Here is a 15,873-nt window from a genome sequence, read left to right on the forward strand (position 1 = left end):
CGGGTGGGGCGCTGGATTACCAGAGCTTCCACCAGGGGTCGGTGCTGCCCTTGAAGCCGTTCGCCAGGTAGGTGCTCTGCGGGTAGTTGGTGGTGAGCACGCGTTGTGCATCGTCACGCAGGTCCTTCATGCCGAGCGCGTCGTACGACTTCACCATGATGTACAGGGCTTCTTCGAGCGCCGGCACTTCGCGGTAGTCGGACAGGGCGATCTGCGCCCGGTTGATGGCCGCCAGGTAGGCGCCACGCGAGTAGTAATAGCGGGCCACGTGAACTTCGTACTGCGCGAGCGAGTTCACGATGTAGTTCATGCGCTGGCGCGCGTCGGGCGCGTAGCGCGACTCGGGAAAGCGCGTCACGAGGTCGCGGAAGGATTCGAACGATTCCTTGGCGGCCTTCTGGTCGCGCTCGGACAGGTCCTGGCGCGTCAGGAACGCGAACATGCCCAGGTCGTCGTTGAAGTTGATCACGCCCTTCAGGTAGAGCGCGTAGTCGAACGCCGGGCTGGCCGGGTGCAGCTTCATGAAGCGATCGAGCGTGGCGATGGCGTTGGCCTTTTCGCCGGCCTTGTGCTGGGCGTAGGCCTTTTCGAGCTGGGCCTGCTGGGCCAGCGGCGTGCCGGCGGCACGGCCTTCGAGCTTCTCGTACAGCGGCACTGCCTTGTCGTAGGCGCCGGAGCCGACTTCGTCCTTGGCTTCCGAGTAGATGCGGTTGGGGCTCCAGTTCGCGGTCTTGTCTTCCTTGGTGGTGGAACCGCAACCGGCGACGAGAAGGGCCGCCGCGCTGAGCGCGATCCAGGCAGGGACCGATAATTTGGCGCGAAACATCACATACGGCTTTCGTGAAACAGTTGCCCTCAATTATATCGACCGACCCCCTGACCGATCCCCCGGAAGGGCCTGAACCTGAAGAGGGCGCCGATCTCGCGGAGCCCAGCGAGCTGCGGCCCTTCGCCATCGACCAGGCGCAGCACGGGCAGCGGCTCGACCGCGCGCTGGCGGCGCTGGTGCCGGAGTTCTCGCGCAGTTACCTTCAGCAACTCATCGAGGCCGGCGCCGTCGAGCTGCAAGGGCGCACGCTCACCAAGGTCTCTGCCACGGTGCGTGCGGGCCAGTCGGGGCGCATCGAGCTGCGGCCGACGCCCCAGAGCCAGGCCTTCCGGCCCGAGGCGATGGCGCTGGTCACGGTCCACGAGGATGAGCACCTGCGGATCATCGACAAGCCGGCCGGCCTGGTGGTGCACCCGGCGCCGGGCCACTGGAGCGGCACGCTGCTGAACGGGCTGCTGGCGCTCGACCCGAAGGCCGTGCTGCTGCCGCGCGCGGGCATCGTGCACCGCCTCGACCGCGACACCAGCGGCCTGATGGTGGTGGCGCGCACGCGGGCTGCGATGGATGCCATGGTGGCGCTGATCGCCGCGCGCGACGTGAAGCGCCAATACCTGGCGATGGGGCACAAGGCCTGGGAAGGTGCGGCGGCGCGGCAGGTCGATGCGCCGATCGGTCGCGATCCGCGCAACCGGCTGCGCATGGCCGTGGTCGACCTGGAGCGCCACGCGGGCAAGGCCGCGCGCACGCTGATCGAGCGGCTCGACAGCCACACCGACGGCTGCGCGGTGCGCTGCACGCTCGAAACCGGCCGCACCCACCAGATCCGCGTGCACATGGCGTCGATCGGTCATCCGCTGGTCGGCGACGCGCTGTACGGCGGCGCGCCGGCGGCAGGCCTGGCGCGGCAGGCGCTGCATGCGTTCCGGCTGGCGTTCGTGCATCCTGTCACGCAGCAGGCGATGGAGTTCCGTTCGCCGCCGCCGCCCGATCTGGCCCAGGCTTTGCAGACCTGGGGGCTGGATTACAATCGCGCCTGACGGCCCGAGGGCCGCGCCGGCCACCCGATGCCGGCCTTGCGTTGCACTCGCCGCGTGCCGGCAACGCCTACCCCTTCCATCCATCTGAACAAGCGTCGCCAGGCGCCTTTTTCCGGATAACGCGAACCATGAATACGGCGGATGCCAAGCGCATTCTCGAAACCGCCTTGATCTGTTCGAGCCAGCCGCTGCCGGTGCGCGACATGCGCGTGCTGTTCGACGACGAGCTGGGCGTGGACACGATCAAGGTGCTGTTGCTCGAACTGCAGGAAGACTGGGCGCAACGCGGCCTGGAGCTGGTGAGCGTCGGCAGCGGCTGGCGTTTCCAGAGCCGGCCCGAGATGCGCGATGCCCTCGATCGCCTGCATCCCGAGAAGCCGCCGCGCTACACGCGCGCCGCGCTCGAGACGCTGGCCATCATTGCCTACCGGCAGCCGGCCACGCGCGGCGACATGGAAGACATCCGCGGCGTCACGATCAACTCCCTGATCCTGAAGCAGCTCGAAGACCGAGGCTGGGTCGAGGTGATCGGCCACCGCGAAACGGTCGGCCGGCCCGCGCTCTACGCGACCACCCGCCAGTTCCTCGACGACCTGGGCCTGGCCTCGCTGGACCAACTGCCGCTGGTGGAAACGCCCGCGCAGCAGGCGGCGCTGGTTGACGCACTGCAGCAGGCCGCGGGCGACCAGCCGGGGCTGCCGATCGACGGCGATGCGGCGGAAGAGGCCGTTGCGGAATCTGCAGAGCCCGCAGCGCTGGTGGATGGAGAGGAAGGTGTGCAGCCCGAACTCGCCATGGTCGATGCGCCGCCTGAGTCGGCTGAGCTGGCGGAAGTCGTCTCGACCGATGCGGTGGAGTTTGCCGAAGAGGTGGTGGCGATCGCCGAGGCCGCCGAGCCCGTCGATGAGGCGCTGCCTGTGCCCGAGCCAGAAACCGGCGAGCCGCCCGCCGAACCCGAAGTGGCCGCCGCGCCCGAAGAACCCGAATCTGAGGTCCCGTCCCCCGCAGCGGACGAGACCGACCCCCACGACCCCCACGCTGTTTCTCCCGGAAAAACCCCATGAGCTCATCCGACACCGACGACGCAGCGATGCTGCCGGTCGAACCCGAAGTCAAGAAGCGGAAGCGGGCCGCCACGCCCAAGAAGGTGACGGAAGTTGCTGTCGAATCCGTCGCTGCGCCCGCAGAGCTGGCAGGGGGCGAAGCCGGGGAAGCGCCGAAGAAGCCGCGTGCACCCCGCAAGAAGAAGGTGGTCGAGGCGCCGGTTGTCGATGAGCAATTGGTGAGCGCGGCGGAAGTCGCTCCTGCTGCGGAAGCTCCCGCGACGGTCCAGCCCGATGTGGCGCCCGTGGCTGTGGAAGTGGTGGCAGCCGAGGCAGACGAGCCGGCGCCGGTCGAAGCACGGCGTCCCCAGATGTCCGATGAGGACCAGGACGACGACCGCGGGGATGACGAAGACGACGAGGAAGACGAGCCCGACGAAGAGGAAGACGACCTCGACCGCGCCCGCCGTGCCGCCGAGCGCGAGCAGCGCAACGCGCCGCCGACCGAGCCGATCCGTTTTGCCGACGTCATTTCCGGCCAGTTCGACGCCGACGAAGAAAGCCCCGAGGTGCCGCCGCTCAAGCGCGTGCTGCTGCCCGAAGCCGATTCGCCCAAGCTGCACAAGGTGCTGGCGCAGGCCGGCCTGGGTTCGCGCCTGGAGATGGAGCAACTCATCTTGCAGGGCCGCATCTCCGTCAACAACGAGCCGGCCCACATCGGCCAGCGCATCCAGTACGGCGACCAGGTCAAGATCAACGGCAAGCCGATCCGCTACCGCATCGCACCGCCGCCGCCGCGCGTGATCGCGTACCACAAGCCCGTGGGCGAGGTCGTCACGCACGACGACCCGCAGAACCGCCCGACGGTGTTCCGCAAGCTGCCACGTCTGCAGCAGGGCAAGTGGCAGTCGGTCGGCCGGCTCGACCTGAACACCGAAGGCCTGCTGCTGTTCAGCAGCTCCGGCGACCTGGCCAACCAGCTCATGCACCCGCGCTTCGGCCTGGAGCGCGAGTACGCGGTGCGCGTGCTGGGCGCGCTCACCAGCGAAGAAAAGAAGAAGCTGCTCGAGGGCGTGCGCCTGGACGACGGCATGGCGCAGTTCGGCACCATCGAAGACGGTGGCGGCGAAGGCTCCAACTGCTGGTACCGCGTGACCATTTCCGAGGGCCGCAACCGCGAGGTGCGCCGCCTGTTCGAGTCGGTGGGCCATGCGGTCAGCCGACTCATCCGCATCCGCTACGGCGCGATGGTGCTGCCGCGCGGTCTCAAGCGCGGTGCCTGGATGGAGCTCGACGAGCGCGACATCCAGGCGCTGTTCCAGGCCTCGGGCGGTGCGCAGGCGCGCCCGGCGGGTCCGTCGCAGCGCGGTCCCGGCGGGCCGGAGGGTGGCGGTCGCAACGGCCGGAACAAGAAGCGCCGCGGCAACAACAACAACAACCGCAACGGCGGCATGGGTGGCGGTCAGCCGCGTGAAGCGCGCGGCGAAGCACCGATCCCGAGTCCGCTGGGCGACGGTCGTCCGCCGCGTGGCGAGCGCGGCGGACGCGGTGGTCCCAACCGGGGTGGTGGCAATGGCGGCCCGCCGCAGCAAGGGCGTCGCGGCAACGCCGGTCCCGGCAACCGTCAGGGCGGCCAGGGGCAAGGGCAGGGCGGCGGTGGCAACCGGTCGGCGGGTGCTGGCGGTGGCGGCGGTGCGAACCAGCCCGATCCGATGAAGACCTCGCTCGGCTACATCGGTGCCGACAGCTTCTCGCGCCAGCGCAAGGAACAACGCGGCGGTCCGGGACGCCGCGGCGGTGGTGGCGGCTCGCAAGGCGGCGGCGGTGGCTTTGGCGGTGGTGGCGGCGGACGCCGCCGCGGACGCTGAAAGCCAGCCGTCGGAGCGCGGCCTTTCGCGGGGTTTTCACCAATCCCGCAGGTCGCGCCGGTTAAAATCAGAGGCTTTGTCGACGTGCCACGAAACAAACTCGTTGCAGTTGTGACAAAACACTTCAAAATCAAAGCTCAGGAAGCATTTCAATGGCTATCGAACGTACCCTTTCCATCATCAAGCCCGACGCCGTCGCCAAGAACGTCATCGGCAAGATCGTTTCCCGCTTCGAGGCTGCTGGCCTCAAGATCGTCGCCGCCAAGCTGGTTCACCTGTCGCGCAACGAAGCCGAGCAGTTCTACTCGGTGCACAAGGAGCGTCCCTTCTTCAAGGACCTCGTCGAGTTCATGATCTCGGGCCCCGTGTTCGTGCAAGTGCTCGAAGGCGAGAACGCCATCGCCAAGAACCGTGACCTGATGGGCGCCACGGACCCCAAGAAGGCAGCAGCCGGCACCATCCGCGCCGACTTCGCCGACAGCATCGACGCCAACGCCGTTCACGGCTCGGACGCGCCCGAAACGGCTGCCAACGAAGTGTCGTTCTTCTTCGCCGGCCTCAACGTCTACGCACGCTGAAGCCGTTGCTCGCCTGAATTCATGACCACAGCCAATCTGCTCGAATTCGATCTCGACGGGCTGGCTGCGTTCTGCGAAAAACTCGGCGAGAAAAAATTCCGCGCCACGCAGCTGTTCCGCTGGATCCACCAGCGTGGCGCCAGCGACTTCACCCAGATGACCGATCTGGCGAAGTCGCTGCGCGAGAAACTCGCGACCACCGCGCGCGTGGAGGCCCTGTCGGTCCTCACGCAGCATGAATCCAAGGACGGCACGATCAAGTGGCTGTTCGACGTCGGCGGCGGCGATGCGGTCGAGGCCGTGTTCATCCCCGAAGACGATCGCGGCACGCTGTGCGTGTCGTCGCAGGCCGGTTGCGCCGTGGGCTGCCGCTTTTGCTCGACCGGGCATCAGGGCTTCAGCCGCAACCTCACCACGGGCGAAATCGTCGCCCAGCTCTGGTTTGCCGAGCACTTCCTGCGCAAGCACCTGAATCGCAGCGAGCGCGTCATCTCCAACGTGGTGATGATGGGCATGGGCGAGCCGCTGCAGAACTACTCTGCGCTGGTGCCCGCCTTGCGCACCATGCTCGACGACAACGCCTACGGGCTGTCGCGCCGCCGTGTCACCGTGTCGACCTCCGGCGTGGTGCCGATGATCGACCGCCTGGGCACCGATTGCGCCGTGGCCATGGCCGTCTCGCTGCATGCGCCCAACGATGCGCTGCGCGACGACCTCGTGCCGCTCAATCGCAAGTACCCGATCGCCGAACTGCTCGAGGCCTGCAAGCGCTACCTCGTGCATGCGCCGCGCGACTTCATCACCTTCGAATACTGCATGCTGGACGGCGTGAACGACCAGCCCGAGCATGCGCGCCAGCTGATCGAGCTCGTGCGCAAGCACGACGTCTCGTGCAAGTTCAACCTGATTCCGTTCAACCCCTTTCCGGCGTCGGGCCTGCTGCGCTCGCCGCAACCGCGCGTGCTGGCCTTTGCCCGCACGCTGAGCGAAGCGGGCCTCGTGACCACCGTGCGCAAGACGCGCGGTGACGACATCGACGCCGCCTGCGGACAACTCGCCGGCGACGTGAAAGACCGCACCCGTGCGGCCGAGCGCATGGCCCAGCGCCGTGCGGCGGTGGCCGAGCGTCCCGTCGTTTTGCACCCGCCCCGCGCCAAGACCCCCAAGACCACCGTTCCCCAGGAGCATTGACGCAATGAGCATGGCCTTTCCGACGACGACCGCGAGCGTGCAGCGAGTGCTGAGCGCAGGAATCGCGAGCGTCGCCGTGGCGCTTCTTCTCGCGGGCTGCGTCAACACGCGAACCACCACCACCGGGCTTGTCGGCAGTGGGGCCGACAGCGGTACCACTGCCGTGACCGACGTCGACGAAAACAACCGTCGCCGTGCCCGCCTGCGGATGGAGCTGGCGGCCGGCTACTTCGAGCACGGCCAGCCCTCGGTCGCCCTCGAAGAGCTCAAGCAGGTGCTGGCCATCGACCCGAACTACGCCGACGCCTACAACCTGCGGGGCCTGGTCTACATGCGGCTGGACGACGCCGGCCAGGCCGAAGACAGCTTCCGCCGCGCGGTCGCGATCAATCCGCGCGACGCCAACACGCGCCACAACTACGGCTGGCTGCTGTGCCAGCAGAACCGCTACGGCGACGCCGCGCAGCAGTTCGCCGCGGCACTGGCCGTGCCCAGCTATGCCGATCGCGCCAAGACGCTCATGACCCAGGGGGTCTGCGAGCTCAAGGCCGGCCAGCGGCCGCAAGCCGAGCGCAGCCTCTTGCAGGCCTACGAGCTCGATGCCGGCAATCCGGTGGTCGGCTTCAACCTGGCCTCGGTGCTGGCGCAGCGCGAAGAATGGTCGCGCGCGCAGTTCTACGTCCGCCGTGTCAACAACAGCCCCTCGGCCAATGCCGAGACGCTCTGGCTCGGCATCAAGATCGAACGGAAGCTCAACAACCGCGAGGCTGTCGCGCAGCTGGGCGGTCAATTGCAACGACGTTTCCCTCAATCGCGGGAGGCAATGGCGTACGAGCGCGGGAATTTCAATGACTGAACGGGTTTCGGAGTTCGGGACGTCCGCGGCGCTGCCGCTGGCAGAAGGCGACGTCGCGCACAAGACGGCCGGCGACATGCTGCGCGAGGCGCGCGAAGCGCATGGCCTGCACATCGAGATGGTGGCCGCGGCGCTCAAGGTGCCGCCGCAAAAGCTGATCGCGCTCGAGGCCGACGACATCGCCTCGCTGCCCGATCCGGTGTTCGCCCGGGCCCTGGCCAGCAGCGTGTGCCGCGCACTGCGCATCGATCCGGCGCCTGTGCTTGCCAAGCTGCCGGGCGCACAACGCGCACCGCTGGCCGAAACCAACCGCACGCTGAATGCCCGCGTCGTGTCCGACACGCCGCGCTGGAACGGTGGACGCTCCGGCGGCCTGCCGTCGCGCGCGCTGCTGACGGTCGTGGTGCTGCTCTTGATCGGCGCCGGCGTGCTGTTCTGGATGCCGCAATCGGCGTTCGACCAGATCGGCGCCTCCGTAGCACGGCTGACCGCCAAGAACGAGGCCGAGACGATGCCGCCGGCCGACCCGGCCGATGTCTCGGAGCCCGTGCCAACGCAGGCCGTGGCGCCGACCGGCCCGGTGGGCGCCGCACCGGCCGCCGGCGTGGCGGCTGCCGCGCCCGCCGCCCCGGCCTCCGCGCCCCTCGCGGCCGTCGCCAGCGCCAGCACAGCCAGCAGCCAGCAGCTCGTCTTCGTGGCGCGCGAGGAATGCTGGATCACCGTCACCGAGGCTGGCGGCAAGCAGTTGCTGCGCCGCAGCCTGCAGGTCGGCGAGACCGTCGGGCTGTCCGGCACGCTGCCGCTGTCCGTGGTGGTGGGGCGTGCATCGGCCGTCGATGTGCAGGTGAACGGAAAGCCCTACGATCTGAAGCCTGTCACCCGCGGCGGCGGCGTGGCGCGTTTCGAGGTGAAATCGTGACAACCGACTGCACTCCCCAACCTATCGAATCGGCGGCGCCCAAGGCGCGCCGCTCGCGCCAGGCCAGCGTGGTCTGGGGCCCGCGCATCGTCACGGTGGGGGGCGACGCGCCCACGCGCGTGCAGTCGATGACCAACACCGACACGGTCGATGCCATCGGCACCGCGATCCAGGTCAAGGAACTCGCCATTGCGGGCTCCGAGATGGTCCGCATCACCGTCAACACACCCGAAGCCGCCGCTCAGGTGCCCTACATCCGCGAGCAGCTCGATCGCATGGGCATCGACGTGCCGCTGATCGGCGACTTTCACTACAACGGCCACCGCCTGCTCACCGACTATCCGGCCTGTGCCGAGGCGCTGAGCAAGTACCGCATCAACCCCGGCAACGTGGGCAAGGGCGACAAGAAGGACAAGCAGTTCGGCCAGATGATCGACGCGGCCATGCGCTGGAACAAGCCGGTGCGCATCGGCGTGAACTGGGGCAGCCTCGACCAGGAACTGCTCGCCAGCCTGATGGACACCAACAGCCAGCGCGCCGAGCCCTGGGACGCCAAGCAGGTGATGTACGAGGCGCTGATCACCTCGGCCATCGAATCCGCGAAGCTCGCCGAGTCGATGGGCATGGCCGGCAACCAGGTCATCCTGTCGTGCAAGGTGAGCGGCGTGCAGGACCTGATCTCGGTCTACCGCGAACTCGCAAAGCGCTGCGACAACCCGCTGCACCTGGGCCTGACCGAAGCCGGCATGGGCACCAAGGGCACGGTGGCCTCGGCCACGGCGCTGTCGATCCTTCTGCAAGAGGGCATCGGCGACACGATCCGCGTGTCGCTCACGCCGCAGCCGGGCGAGTCGCGTACGCAGGAAGTGCTGATCGCCAACGAAATCCTCCAGGCCCTGGGCCTGCGCGTGTTCGTGCCGAGTGTCACGGCCTGCCCGGGCTGCGGCCGCACCACGAGCACCACCTTCCAGGAACTCGCCAAGCAGATCGACGACTACCTGCGCCTGCAGATGCCGGTCTGGCGCAAGAAGTACCCTGGTGTCGAGACGCTGAAGGTGGCCGTCATGGGCTGCATCGTCAACGGCCCTGGCGAGAGCAAGCACGCCGACATCGGCATCAGCCTGCCCGGCACGGGCGAAGCACCGGCCGCGCCGGTCTTCATCGACGGCGAAAAGGCCCTCACGCTGCGCGGCGACAATATCGCCAACGAGTTCCACCAGCTCGTCGAAACCTACATCGAAAAGCGCTTCGGCAGCGAACACGCTGTCCTGGCCTGACACCTCCGCAGACTCATGGCTGAAAAACTGAATGCCGTCAAAGGCATGAACGACATATTGCCGCCCGAATCGGCGCGCTGGGAGTGGCTCGAAGCCACCGTGCGCGAGCTGATGGGGCGCTATGCGTACCGCAACGTCCGCACCCCGATCCTGGAGCACACGGCGCTGTTCGTGCGCGGCATCGGCGAGGTGACGGACATCGTCGAGAAGGAGATGTACGCCTTCGAAGACCGTTCGGACAAGCATGGGCAGTCGGAGCACCTGGCGATGCGTCCGGAGAACACGGCCGGCCTCGTGCGCGCCGTGATCGAGCACAACATGCTCTACGAAGGTCCCAAGCGCCTCTGGTACACGGGCCCGATGTTCCGCCGCGAAAAGCCGCAGCGTGGGCGCTTCCGCCAGTTCCACCAGATCGGCGCCGAGGCGCTCGGCTTTGCCGGCCCCGATGTCGACGCCGAACTGATCCTGCTGGCCACCGCGTTGTGGAAGGCCATCGGCCTGACCGATGTGCGCCTGGAACTCAACAGCCTGGGCCAGCCGGCCGAGCGCGCGCTGCACCGCGCCCAGCTCATCGCCCACTTCGAACAGCACGCCGACAAGCTCGACGAGGACGGCAAGCGCCGCCTGCACAGCAACCCGCTGCGCATCCTCGACACGAAGAATCCGGCGATGAAAGAGGTGGTCGAGTCGGCGCCGAAGCTGATCGACTTCCTCGGTGCCGAATCGCTGGCGCACTTCGAGGGGCTGCAGGCCATCCTCAAAGCCAACGACATCGCCTTCACGATCAACCCGCGCCTCGTGCGCGGGCTCGACTACTACAACCTCACGGTGTTCGAGTTCGTGACCGACCGCCTCGGCGCGCAGGGCACGGTGTGCGCCGGCGGCCGCTACGACGACCTCATCGCGCAGATCGGCGGCAAGCCGGCGCCCGCCGTGGGCTGGGCCATCGGCGTCGAGCGCGTGCTCGACCTGCTGAAGGAGCAGGGCGCCGAAGTGCCGGCACCGGTGCCCGATGTCTATGCCATCGTGCCCGACGCCGCTTCGATGCCCGTCGTGCTGCGCGCCTTGCAGCAGCTGCGCGAAACCGGCGTGCGCGTGCAGATGCACGCCAGCACCGCCGAGGGCCTTGCGAGCTTCAAGGCGCAGATGCGCAAGGCGGACGCCAGTGGTGCCACCTACGCGCTGATCTTCGGCGCCGATGAACTTGCGCGCGGTGAAGTGACTCTCAAGGCCTTGCGCGACGCCAGCGTCGCGCAGTCCGCCCGTTCACTTGCTGAAGTGACCACCTGGGCCGCCACCCTACAATCGCCGGCTCCCAACCTCTGACAGCGCATGGCCACCCATCTCGACCTCGAAGAACAGGAACAGCTCGACCAGCTCAAGCATTTCTGGAACACCTACGGCACCCTGATCACCTGGGCCGTGCTGCTCGTCGCCGGCGCCTTCGTGGCCTGGAACGGCTGGCAGTACTACCAGCGCACCAAGGCTGCCCAGGCCGCGGCCCTTTATGACGAGGTCGAGCGCAGCACGCAGTCGGGCGACGTCGAGCGCATCCAGCGCGTGATGACCGACATGAAGGACCGCTTCGCAGGCACCGCCTACGCGCAGCAAGCCGGTCTGCTGGTCGCCAAGACGCTGTTCGACAAGGGCAATGCCGACGGCTCGCGCGCGGCGCTGGGCTGGGTTGCGCAGAACGCCGTCGACCCGGGCTACCAGGCCATCGCCAAGCTGCGTCTCGCAGCCGAACTGCTCGATGCCAAGTCTTACGACGACGCGCTCAAGCAACTCGACGGCAAGGTGCCGACCGAATTCGAACCGCTGGTGGCCGACCGCAAGGGCGACATCTACATGGCGCAAGGCAAGCGCGACGAGGCGCAGGCCGAGTACCGCAAGGCCTGGACCGGCCTGGGCGCCGGCTCGGACTACCGCCGGCTGGTCGAGATCAAGCTCAACGCGGTCGGTGTCGACCCGAAGACCCTGGCGCCGACCGTCACCGTGACGCCCGCCGTCCCCAAGAACTCCTGATCGCACACCCTCATGAATTTCAAGCGTTTCATGCCTGAATCGACCGCCCTGCGCGCGGGTTCTGCTCTTGTTCTGGTAGCGCTGCTGGCCGCCTGCTCGGGCTCCGGCAAGCCCAAGCCCGCCGAGCTGCCGGCCAACCCGTCCCTGATGGGCGTGCGCCAGGCCTGGAACGTGCGGATTCCGGGCGTCGAATTCCCGCTCACCGCCGATGTCAGCGGTGACATCGTGACCGTGGCCGGCAGCGACGGCACGGTCGTCGCCATCGATGCCCGCGCCGGTCGCGAGACCTGGCGCGCCAGCGCCGGTGCGCCGCTGGCGGCCGGCGTCGGCAGCGACGGTTCGCTGACGGCCGTGGTCACCACCAACAACGAAGTGGTCGCCATCGAGAACGGCAAGGTGCTGTGGAAGCAGCGCCTGTCGGCCCAGGCCTTCACCGCACCGCTGGTGGCCGGCCGCCGCGTCTTCGTGCAGACCGCCGACCGCAGCGTCAGCGCCTGGGACGGCCAGAGCGGCCGTCGCCTGTGGCAGCAGCAGCGCCCGGGCGAAAATCTCGTGCTGCGCAAGTCGGGCGTGCTGATCGCGGTCGGCGACACGCTGGTCGCCGGTCTGGGCGGCCGACTCGTCGGCATGAATCCCGGCAACGGCAGCTCGCGCTGGGAAGCGCCCATCGCCGCGCCGCGCGGCACGAACGACGTGGAACGCCTGGTCGACCTGACCGGCAGCGTGAGCCGCTACGGCGACACGGTCTGCGCACGCGCCTACTACGCCAGCGTCGGCTGTGTCGACACCCTGCGCGGCCAGCTGCTCTGGAGCAAGCCGGCCTCGGGCGCCGACGGCGTGAGCGGCGACGAGCGCTTTCTCTATGGCACCGAATCGGATGGCAGCGTCACCGCCTGGCGTCGCGCCGACGGCGAGCGCGCCTGGCAGATGAGCCGCCTGAAGAACCGCGAACTGACCGCGCCGCTGGCCGTGGGCCGCTCGCTGATCATCGGCGAGAGCACCGGCACGCTGCACTTCGTGTCGCGTGAAGACGGTGCGCTGCTGAACCGCGTGACGCCCGATGGCTCGGCCATCACCGTGACGCCGGTGCTGGCCGGCAACACGGTGGTTGTCGTGACCGCCAAGGGTGGCGTGTTCGGCTACCGTCCTGAATAATCATTTTTTGTCTTTCTCTTACTTCCAAGGCCCGACCATGAAAACCGCGCCATCGAAAGGCCGGCCATGAAGCCGGTCGTGGCCCTGGTCGGCCGTCCCAACGTCGGCAAGTCGACGCTCTTCAACCGCCTGACCCAGACGCGCGACGCCATCGTCGCCGACTTCGCCGGCCTCACGCGCGACCGCCACTACGGCAACGGCCGCCTGGGCAAGCACGAGTTCATCGTGATCGACACCGGCGGCTTCGAGCCCGATGCCGGCAGCGGCATCTACAAGGAAATGGCCAAGCAGACGCGGCAGGCCGTGGCCGAGGCCGACGTCGTGATCTTCGTGGTCGATGCCCGCGAAGGCCTCTCGGCGCAAGACCACGACATCGCCAACGAGCTGCGCCGGCTGGGCAAGCCCTGCGTGCTGGCGGCCAACAAGGCCGAAGGCATGCACGACGGCACCAAGCTGGTCGACTTCTACGAGCTGGGTTTCGGCGACGTGCACGGCGTGTCCGCGGCGCACGGGCAGGGCATGCGCGACCTGGTCGAGCTGGCGCTTGCGCCGCTGAACCTGGCCGACCCGGACGACGAGGAAGACGAAGACGACGTCAACAAGCCGATCAAGCTGGCCGTGGCCGGCCGGCCCAACGTCGGCAAGTCGACGCTGATCAACACCTGGCTGGGTGAAGAGCGCCTGGTGGCCTTCGACATGCCCGGCACGACGCGCGACGCCATCTCGGTGCCGTTCGAGCGCAACGGCCAGCGCTTCGAGCTGATCGACACCGCCGGCCTGCGCCGCAAGGGCCGGGTGTTCGAGGCGATCGAGAAGTTCTCGGTGGTCAAGACGCTGCAGGCCATCGAATCGGCCAACGTCGTGCTGCTGCTGCTCGACGCCACGCAGGGCGTGACCGACCAGGATGCGCACATCGCCGGCTACATCCTCGAAAGCGGACGTGCCGTGGTGATTGCCATCAACAAATGGGACGCGGTCGACAGCTACCAGCGCGAGCAGATCCAGCGGCAGATCGAAACCCGCCTGCCGTTCCTGAAGTTCGCGTCATTGCATTTCATCTCGGCCATCAAGCGCCAGGGCCTGGGCCCGGTGTGGCAGGCCATTGCGCAGGCCCACAAGTCGGCCACGCGCAAGATGTCGACGCCGGTGCTGACGCGCCTGCTGCTGGAGGCGGTGCAATTCCAGGCGCCCCAGCGCGGCGGCATGTTCCGGCCCAAGCTGCGGTATGCGCACCAGGGCGGCATGAATCCGCCCGTGATCATCATTCACGGCAATTCGCTGGAGCATGTGACCGACGCCTACAAGCGTTTCCTGGAAGGGCGTTTCCGCAAGGAATTCGACCTCGTGGGCACGCCCTTGCGGATCCAGTTCAAAAGCTCGCAGAATCCGTTCGTGGACAAGGACAACTGAGGGCGCTTGGCTGCCGATGGCAGCCGTTGAGCCGCAGCAGGAGCGGAAGTTCCGTCTTTTGAGAACCGTTATTTTCTCAAGGCTTTTGACCCCGATTGCTGCGGCGCAGAAACCCTGTGTTAAGGTCATCTCTCCAACAACTACTCTTGAACACGGAGAATATCGTGAGCAATAAAGGGCAACTTCTGCAAGACCCGTTTCTGAACACCTTGCGTCGCGAGCATGTGCCGGTTTCCATTTATTTGGTGAACGGCATCAAGCTGCAAGGCCAGATCGAGTCTTTCGATCAATACGTCGTGTTGCTTCGCAATACAGTGACGCAAATGGTCTACAAGCACGCCATTTCCACCATCGTGCCGGGTCGTGCCGTCAACTTCTCGGCCAACGAGAACGACGACGCCGCCGCCTGATCGCGCGGAGCGCGGCGGCAACCCCGCCGCGCTTTTTCCATATCTGATTCCGCTTGTCTGATTCGATCCCCCGCCAGGAAGGCGCCGCCGTTCTCGTCGGTGTCGATTTCGGGCTGCCCCATTTCGACAGCGAGCTCGAAGAACTCGGCCTGCTCGCACAAACCGCGGGCCTGACGCCCGTTGCCCGCCTGGCCTGCAAGCGCAAGGCGCCCGACGCGGCGCTGTTCGTCGGCAGCGGCAAGGCCGAAGAGATCAAGGAGCTCGCCGCCATGCACCGGGCGAGCGAGGTCATCTTCGACCAGTCCTTGAGTCCTGCGCAGCAGCGCAACCTCGAACGCCAGCTCGATGTCGCGGTCTACGACCGCACCTTCCTCATCCTCGAGATCTTCGCCCAGCGCGCCCGTTCGCACGAAGGCAAGCTGCAGGTCGAACTGGCTCGGCTGCAGTACCTGAGCACGCGCCTGGTCCGCCGCTGGTCCCACTTGGAGCGCCAGACCGGCGGTGCGGGTGTGCGCGGTGGCCCCGGCGAGAAGCAGATCGAACTCGACCGCCGCATGATCAACGAGTCGATCAAGCGCACGCGCGAACGCCTGGCCAAGGTGCAGAAGCAGCGCAGCACGCAGCGCCGGCAGCGCGAGCGCCGCGAGACCTTCAACATCTCGCTCGTCGGCTACACCAATGCGGGCAAGTCGTCGATCTTCAATGCGATGGTCAAGGCGCGCGCCTATGCGGCCGACCAGCTGTTCGCCACGCTCGACACCACCACGCGCAACCTCTACCTGGGCGATGCGCGCCGGCAGGTGTCGATCTCCGACACGGTGGGCTTCATCCGCGACCTGCCGCACGGCCTGGTCGATGCGTTCAAGGCCACCTTGCAGGAGGCGGTCGATGCCGACCTGCTGCTGCACGTGATCGATGCCTCCAACCCGCACTATCCCGAGCAGATGGCCGAGGTCCAGTCGGTGCTGCAGGACATCGGCGCAGGCGACGTGCCGCAGCTGCTGGTGTTCAACAAGCTCGATGCCCTTGAAAGTGCGCAACATCCGCTGCATCTGCAGGACGAGATGGAAATCGACGGCGTGCAGGTTCCCCGCATCTTCCTCAGCGCCAGGACCGGTGAAGGCCTGCCGTTGCTGCGGGCCGAGCTGGCCCGGCAGTCGGGTTCCGTCGCCGATACGATGACCCCTGAGGCGGACGCTGAATTGCACGATGCGGCCCCTTGATTGGGCACAATCCCGCCACTGACACGAGAACGAAGCGAATGAATGCAAAGCC

At 67.4% G+C, this 15,873-nt stretch carries 15 protein-coding genes; 14 read left to right on the forward strand and 1 reads right to left on the reverse strand.

Annotation, left to right across the window (positions count from 1 at the left end):
* Positions 1-16: 16 nt before the first annotated feature.
* Positions 17-826, reverse strand: coding sequence for an outer membrane protein assembly factor BamD (locus AC1RLW_RS01970; protein WP_070061014.1), 810 nt, complete (start codon positions 824-826; stop codon positions 17-19).
* 14 nt (positions 827-840) lie between these two features.
* On the opposite strand from AC1RLW_RS01970, the gene AC1RLW_RS01975 reads away from it, so the two are divergent.
* From AC1RLW_RS01975 to hflX, 14 genes are all read left to right on the forward strand, one after another.
* Complete coding sequence (locus tag AC1RLW_RS01975) at positions 841-1,866, forward strand: RluA family pseudouridine synthase (protein WP_493192079.1); 1,026 nt, start codon at positions 841-843, stop codon at positions 1,864-1,866.
* Between the two features lie 128 nt (positions 1,867-1,994).
* Positions 1,995-2,930, forward strand: a complete 936-nt coding sequence (gene scpB, locus AC1RLW_RS01980; RefSeq protein WP_493192080.1) for an SMC-Scp complex subunit ScpB — start codon at positions 1,995-1,997, stop codon at positions 2,928-2,930.
* Positions 2,927-4,777 (forward strand): pseudouridine synthase, encoded by a 1,851-nt coding sequence (locus AC1RLW_RS01985; RefSeq protein WP_493192081.1) that lies wholly within the window; start codon positions 2,927-2,929, stop codon positions 4,775-4,777. The genes scpB and AC1RLW_RS01985 overlap by 4 nt, the downstream gene beginning before the upstream one ends.
* Positions 4,778-4,929: 152 nt before the next feature.
* Positions 4,930-5,355 (forward strand): nucleoside-diphosphate kinase, encoded by a 426-nt coding sequence (gene ndk, locus AC1RLW_RS01990; RefSeq protein ID WP_013542117.1) that lies wholly within the window; start codon positions 4,930-4,932, stop codon positions 5,353-5,355.
* Positions 5,356-5,376: 21 nt separating this feature from the next.
* Positions 5,377-6,546, forward strand: coding sequence for a dual-specificity RNA methyltransferase RlmN (gene rlmN / locus AC1RLW_RS01995; protein ID WP_492727346.1), 1,170 nt, complete (start codon positions 5,377-5,379; stop codon positions 6,544-6,546).
* Positions 6,547-6,550: 4 nt separating this feature from the next.
* On the forward strand, positions 6,551-7,402 hold the full coding sequence (gene pilW / locus AC1RLW_RS02000) for a type IV pilus biogenesis/stability protein PilW (protein ID WP_095745652.1): 852 nt from the start codon (positions 6,551-6,553) through the stop codon (positions 7,400-7,402).
* On the forward strand, positions 7,395-8,321 hold the full coding sequence (locus AC1RLW_RS02005) for a RodZ domain-containing protein (protein WP_493192082.1): 927 nt from the start codon (positions 7,395-7,397) through the stop codon (positions 8,319-8,321). The genes pilW and AC1RLW_RS02005 overlap by 8 nt, the downstream gene beginning before the upstream one ends.
* Positions 8,318-9,598 carry a flavodoxin-dependent (E)-4-hydroxy-3-methylbut-2-enyl-diphosphate synthase gene (ispG, locus tag AC1RLW_RS02010; RefSeq protein ID WP_070061008.1) on the forward strand — a complete coding sequence of 427 codons (1,281 nt, stop codon included), beginning with the start codon at positions 8,318-8,320 and terminating at the stop codon, positions 9,596-9,598. Before AC1RLW_RS02005 ends, ispG begins: the two co-directional genes overlap by 4 nt.
* 15 nt (positions 9,599-9,613) lie before the next feature.
* On the forward strand, positions 9,614-10,924 hold the full coding sequence (gene hisS / locus AC1RLW_RS02015) for a histidine--tRNA ligase (protein ID WP_159271538.1): 1,311 nt from the start codon (positions 9,614-9,616) through the stop codon (positions 10,922-10,924).
* A 6-nt stretch (positions 10,925-10,930) separates the two neighbouring features.
* Entirely contained in the window at positions 10,931-11,623 is a 693-nt protein-coding gene (locus AC1RLW_RS02020; RefSeq protein ID WP_062480767.1) for a YfgM family protein, read from the forward strand.
* Between the two features lie 12 nt (positions 11,624-11,635).
* Entirely contained in the window at positions 11,636-12,778 is a 1,143-nt protein-coding gene (gene bamB, locus AC1RLW_RS02025; RefSeq protein WP_062480765.1) for an outer membrane protein assembly factor BamB, read from the forward strand.
* A gap of 66 nt (positions 12,779-12,844) precedes the next feature.
* Positions 12,845-14,188: a ribosome biogenesis GTPase Der gene (gene der / locus AC1RLW_RS02030; protein WP_062480763.1), complete on the forward strand. Its 1,344-nt coding sequence runs from the start codon at positions 12,845-12,847 to the stop codon at positions 14,186-14,188.
* Positions 14,189-14,352: 164 nt separating this feature from the next.
* On the forward strand, positions 14,353-14,598 hold the full coding sequence (gene hfq, locus AC1RLW_RS02035) for an RNA chaperone Hfq (RefSeq protein WP_056582504.1): 246 nt from the start codon (positions 14,353-14,355) through the stop codon (positions 14,596-14,598).
* Positions 14,599-14,651: 53 nt separating this feature from the next.
* Complete coding sequence (gene hflX / locus AC1RLW_RS02040) at positions 14,652-15,821, forward strand: GTPase HflX (RefSeq protein ID WP_095947220.1); 1,170 nt, start codon at positions 14,652-14,654, stop codon at positions 15,819-15,821.
* Positions 15,822-15,873: the final 52 nt, after the last annotated feature.

It is taken from the genome of Variovorax sp. GW822-FHT04A09 (genome assembly GCF_058801005.1).

Coding starts and splice junctions, on each gene's coding strand:
- AC1RLW_RS01970 (WP_070061014.1), bottom strand. CDS start 826: ATGTTTCGCGCCAAATTATCGGTCCCTGCCTGGATCGCGCTCAGCGCG.
- rlmN (WP_492727346.1), top strand. CDS start 5,377: ATGACCACAGCCAATCTGCTCGAATTCGATCTCGACGGGCTGGCTGCG.
- ndk (WP_013542117.1), top strand. CDS start 4,930: ATGGCTATCGAACGTACCCTTTCCATCATCAAGCCCGACGCCGTCGCC.
- AC1RLW_RS01985 (WP_493192081.1), top strand. CDS start 2,927: ATGAGCTCATCCGACACCGACGACGCAGCGATGCTGCCGGTCGAACCC.
- scpB (WP_493192080.1), top strand. CDS start 1,995: ATGAATACGGCGGATGCCAAGCGCATTCTCGAAACCGCCTTGATCTGT.
- AC1RLW_RS02020 (WP_062480767.1), top strand. CDS start 10,931: ATGGCCACCCATCTCGACCTCGAAGAACAGGAACAGCTCGACCAGCTC.
- AC1RLW_RS02005 (WP_493192082.1), top strand. CDS start 7,395: ATGACTGAACGGGTTTCGGAGTTCGGGACGTCCGCGGCGCTGCCGCTG.
- hisS (WP_159271538.1), top strand. CDS start 9,614: ATGGCTGAAAAACTGAATGCCGTCAAAGGCATGAACGACATATTGCCG.
- der (WP_062480763.1), top strand. CDS start 12,845: ATGAAGCCGGTCGTGGCCCTGGTCGGCCGTCCCAACGTCGGCAAGTCG.
- pilW (WP_095745652.1), top strand. CDS start 6,551: ATGAGCATGGCCTTTCCGACGACGACCGCGAGCGTGCAGCGAGTGCTG.
- bamB (WP_062480765.1), top strand. CDS start 11,636: ATGAATTTCAAGCGTTTCATGCCTGAATCGACCGCCCTGCGCGCGGGT.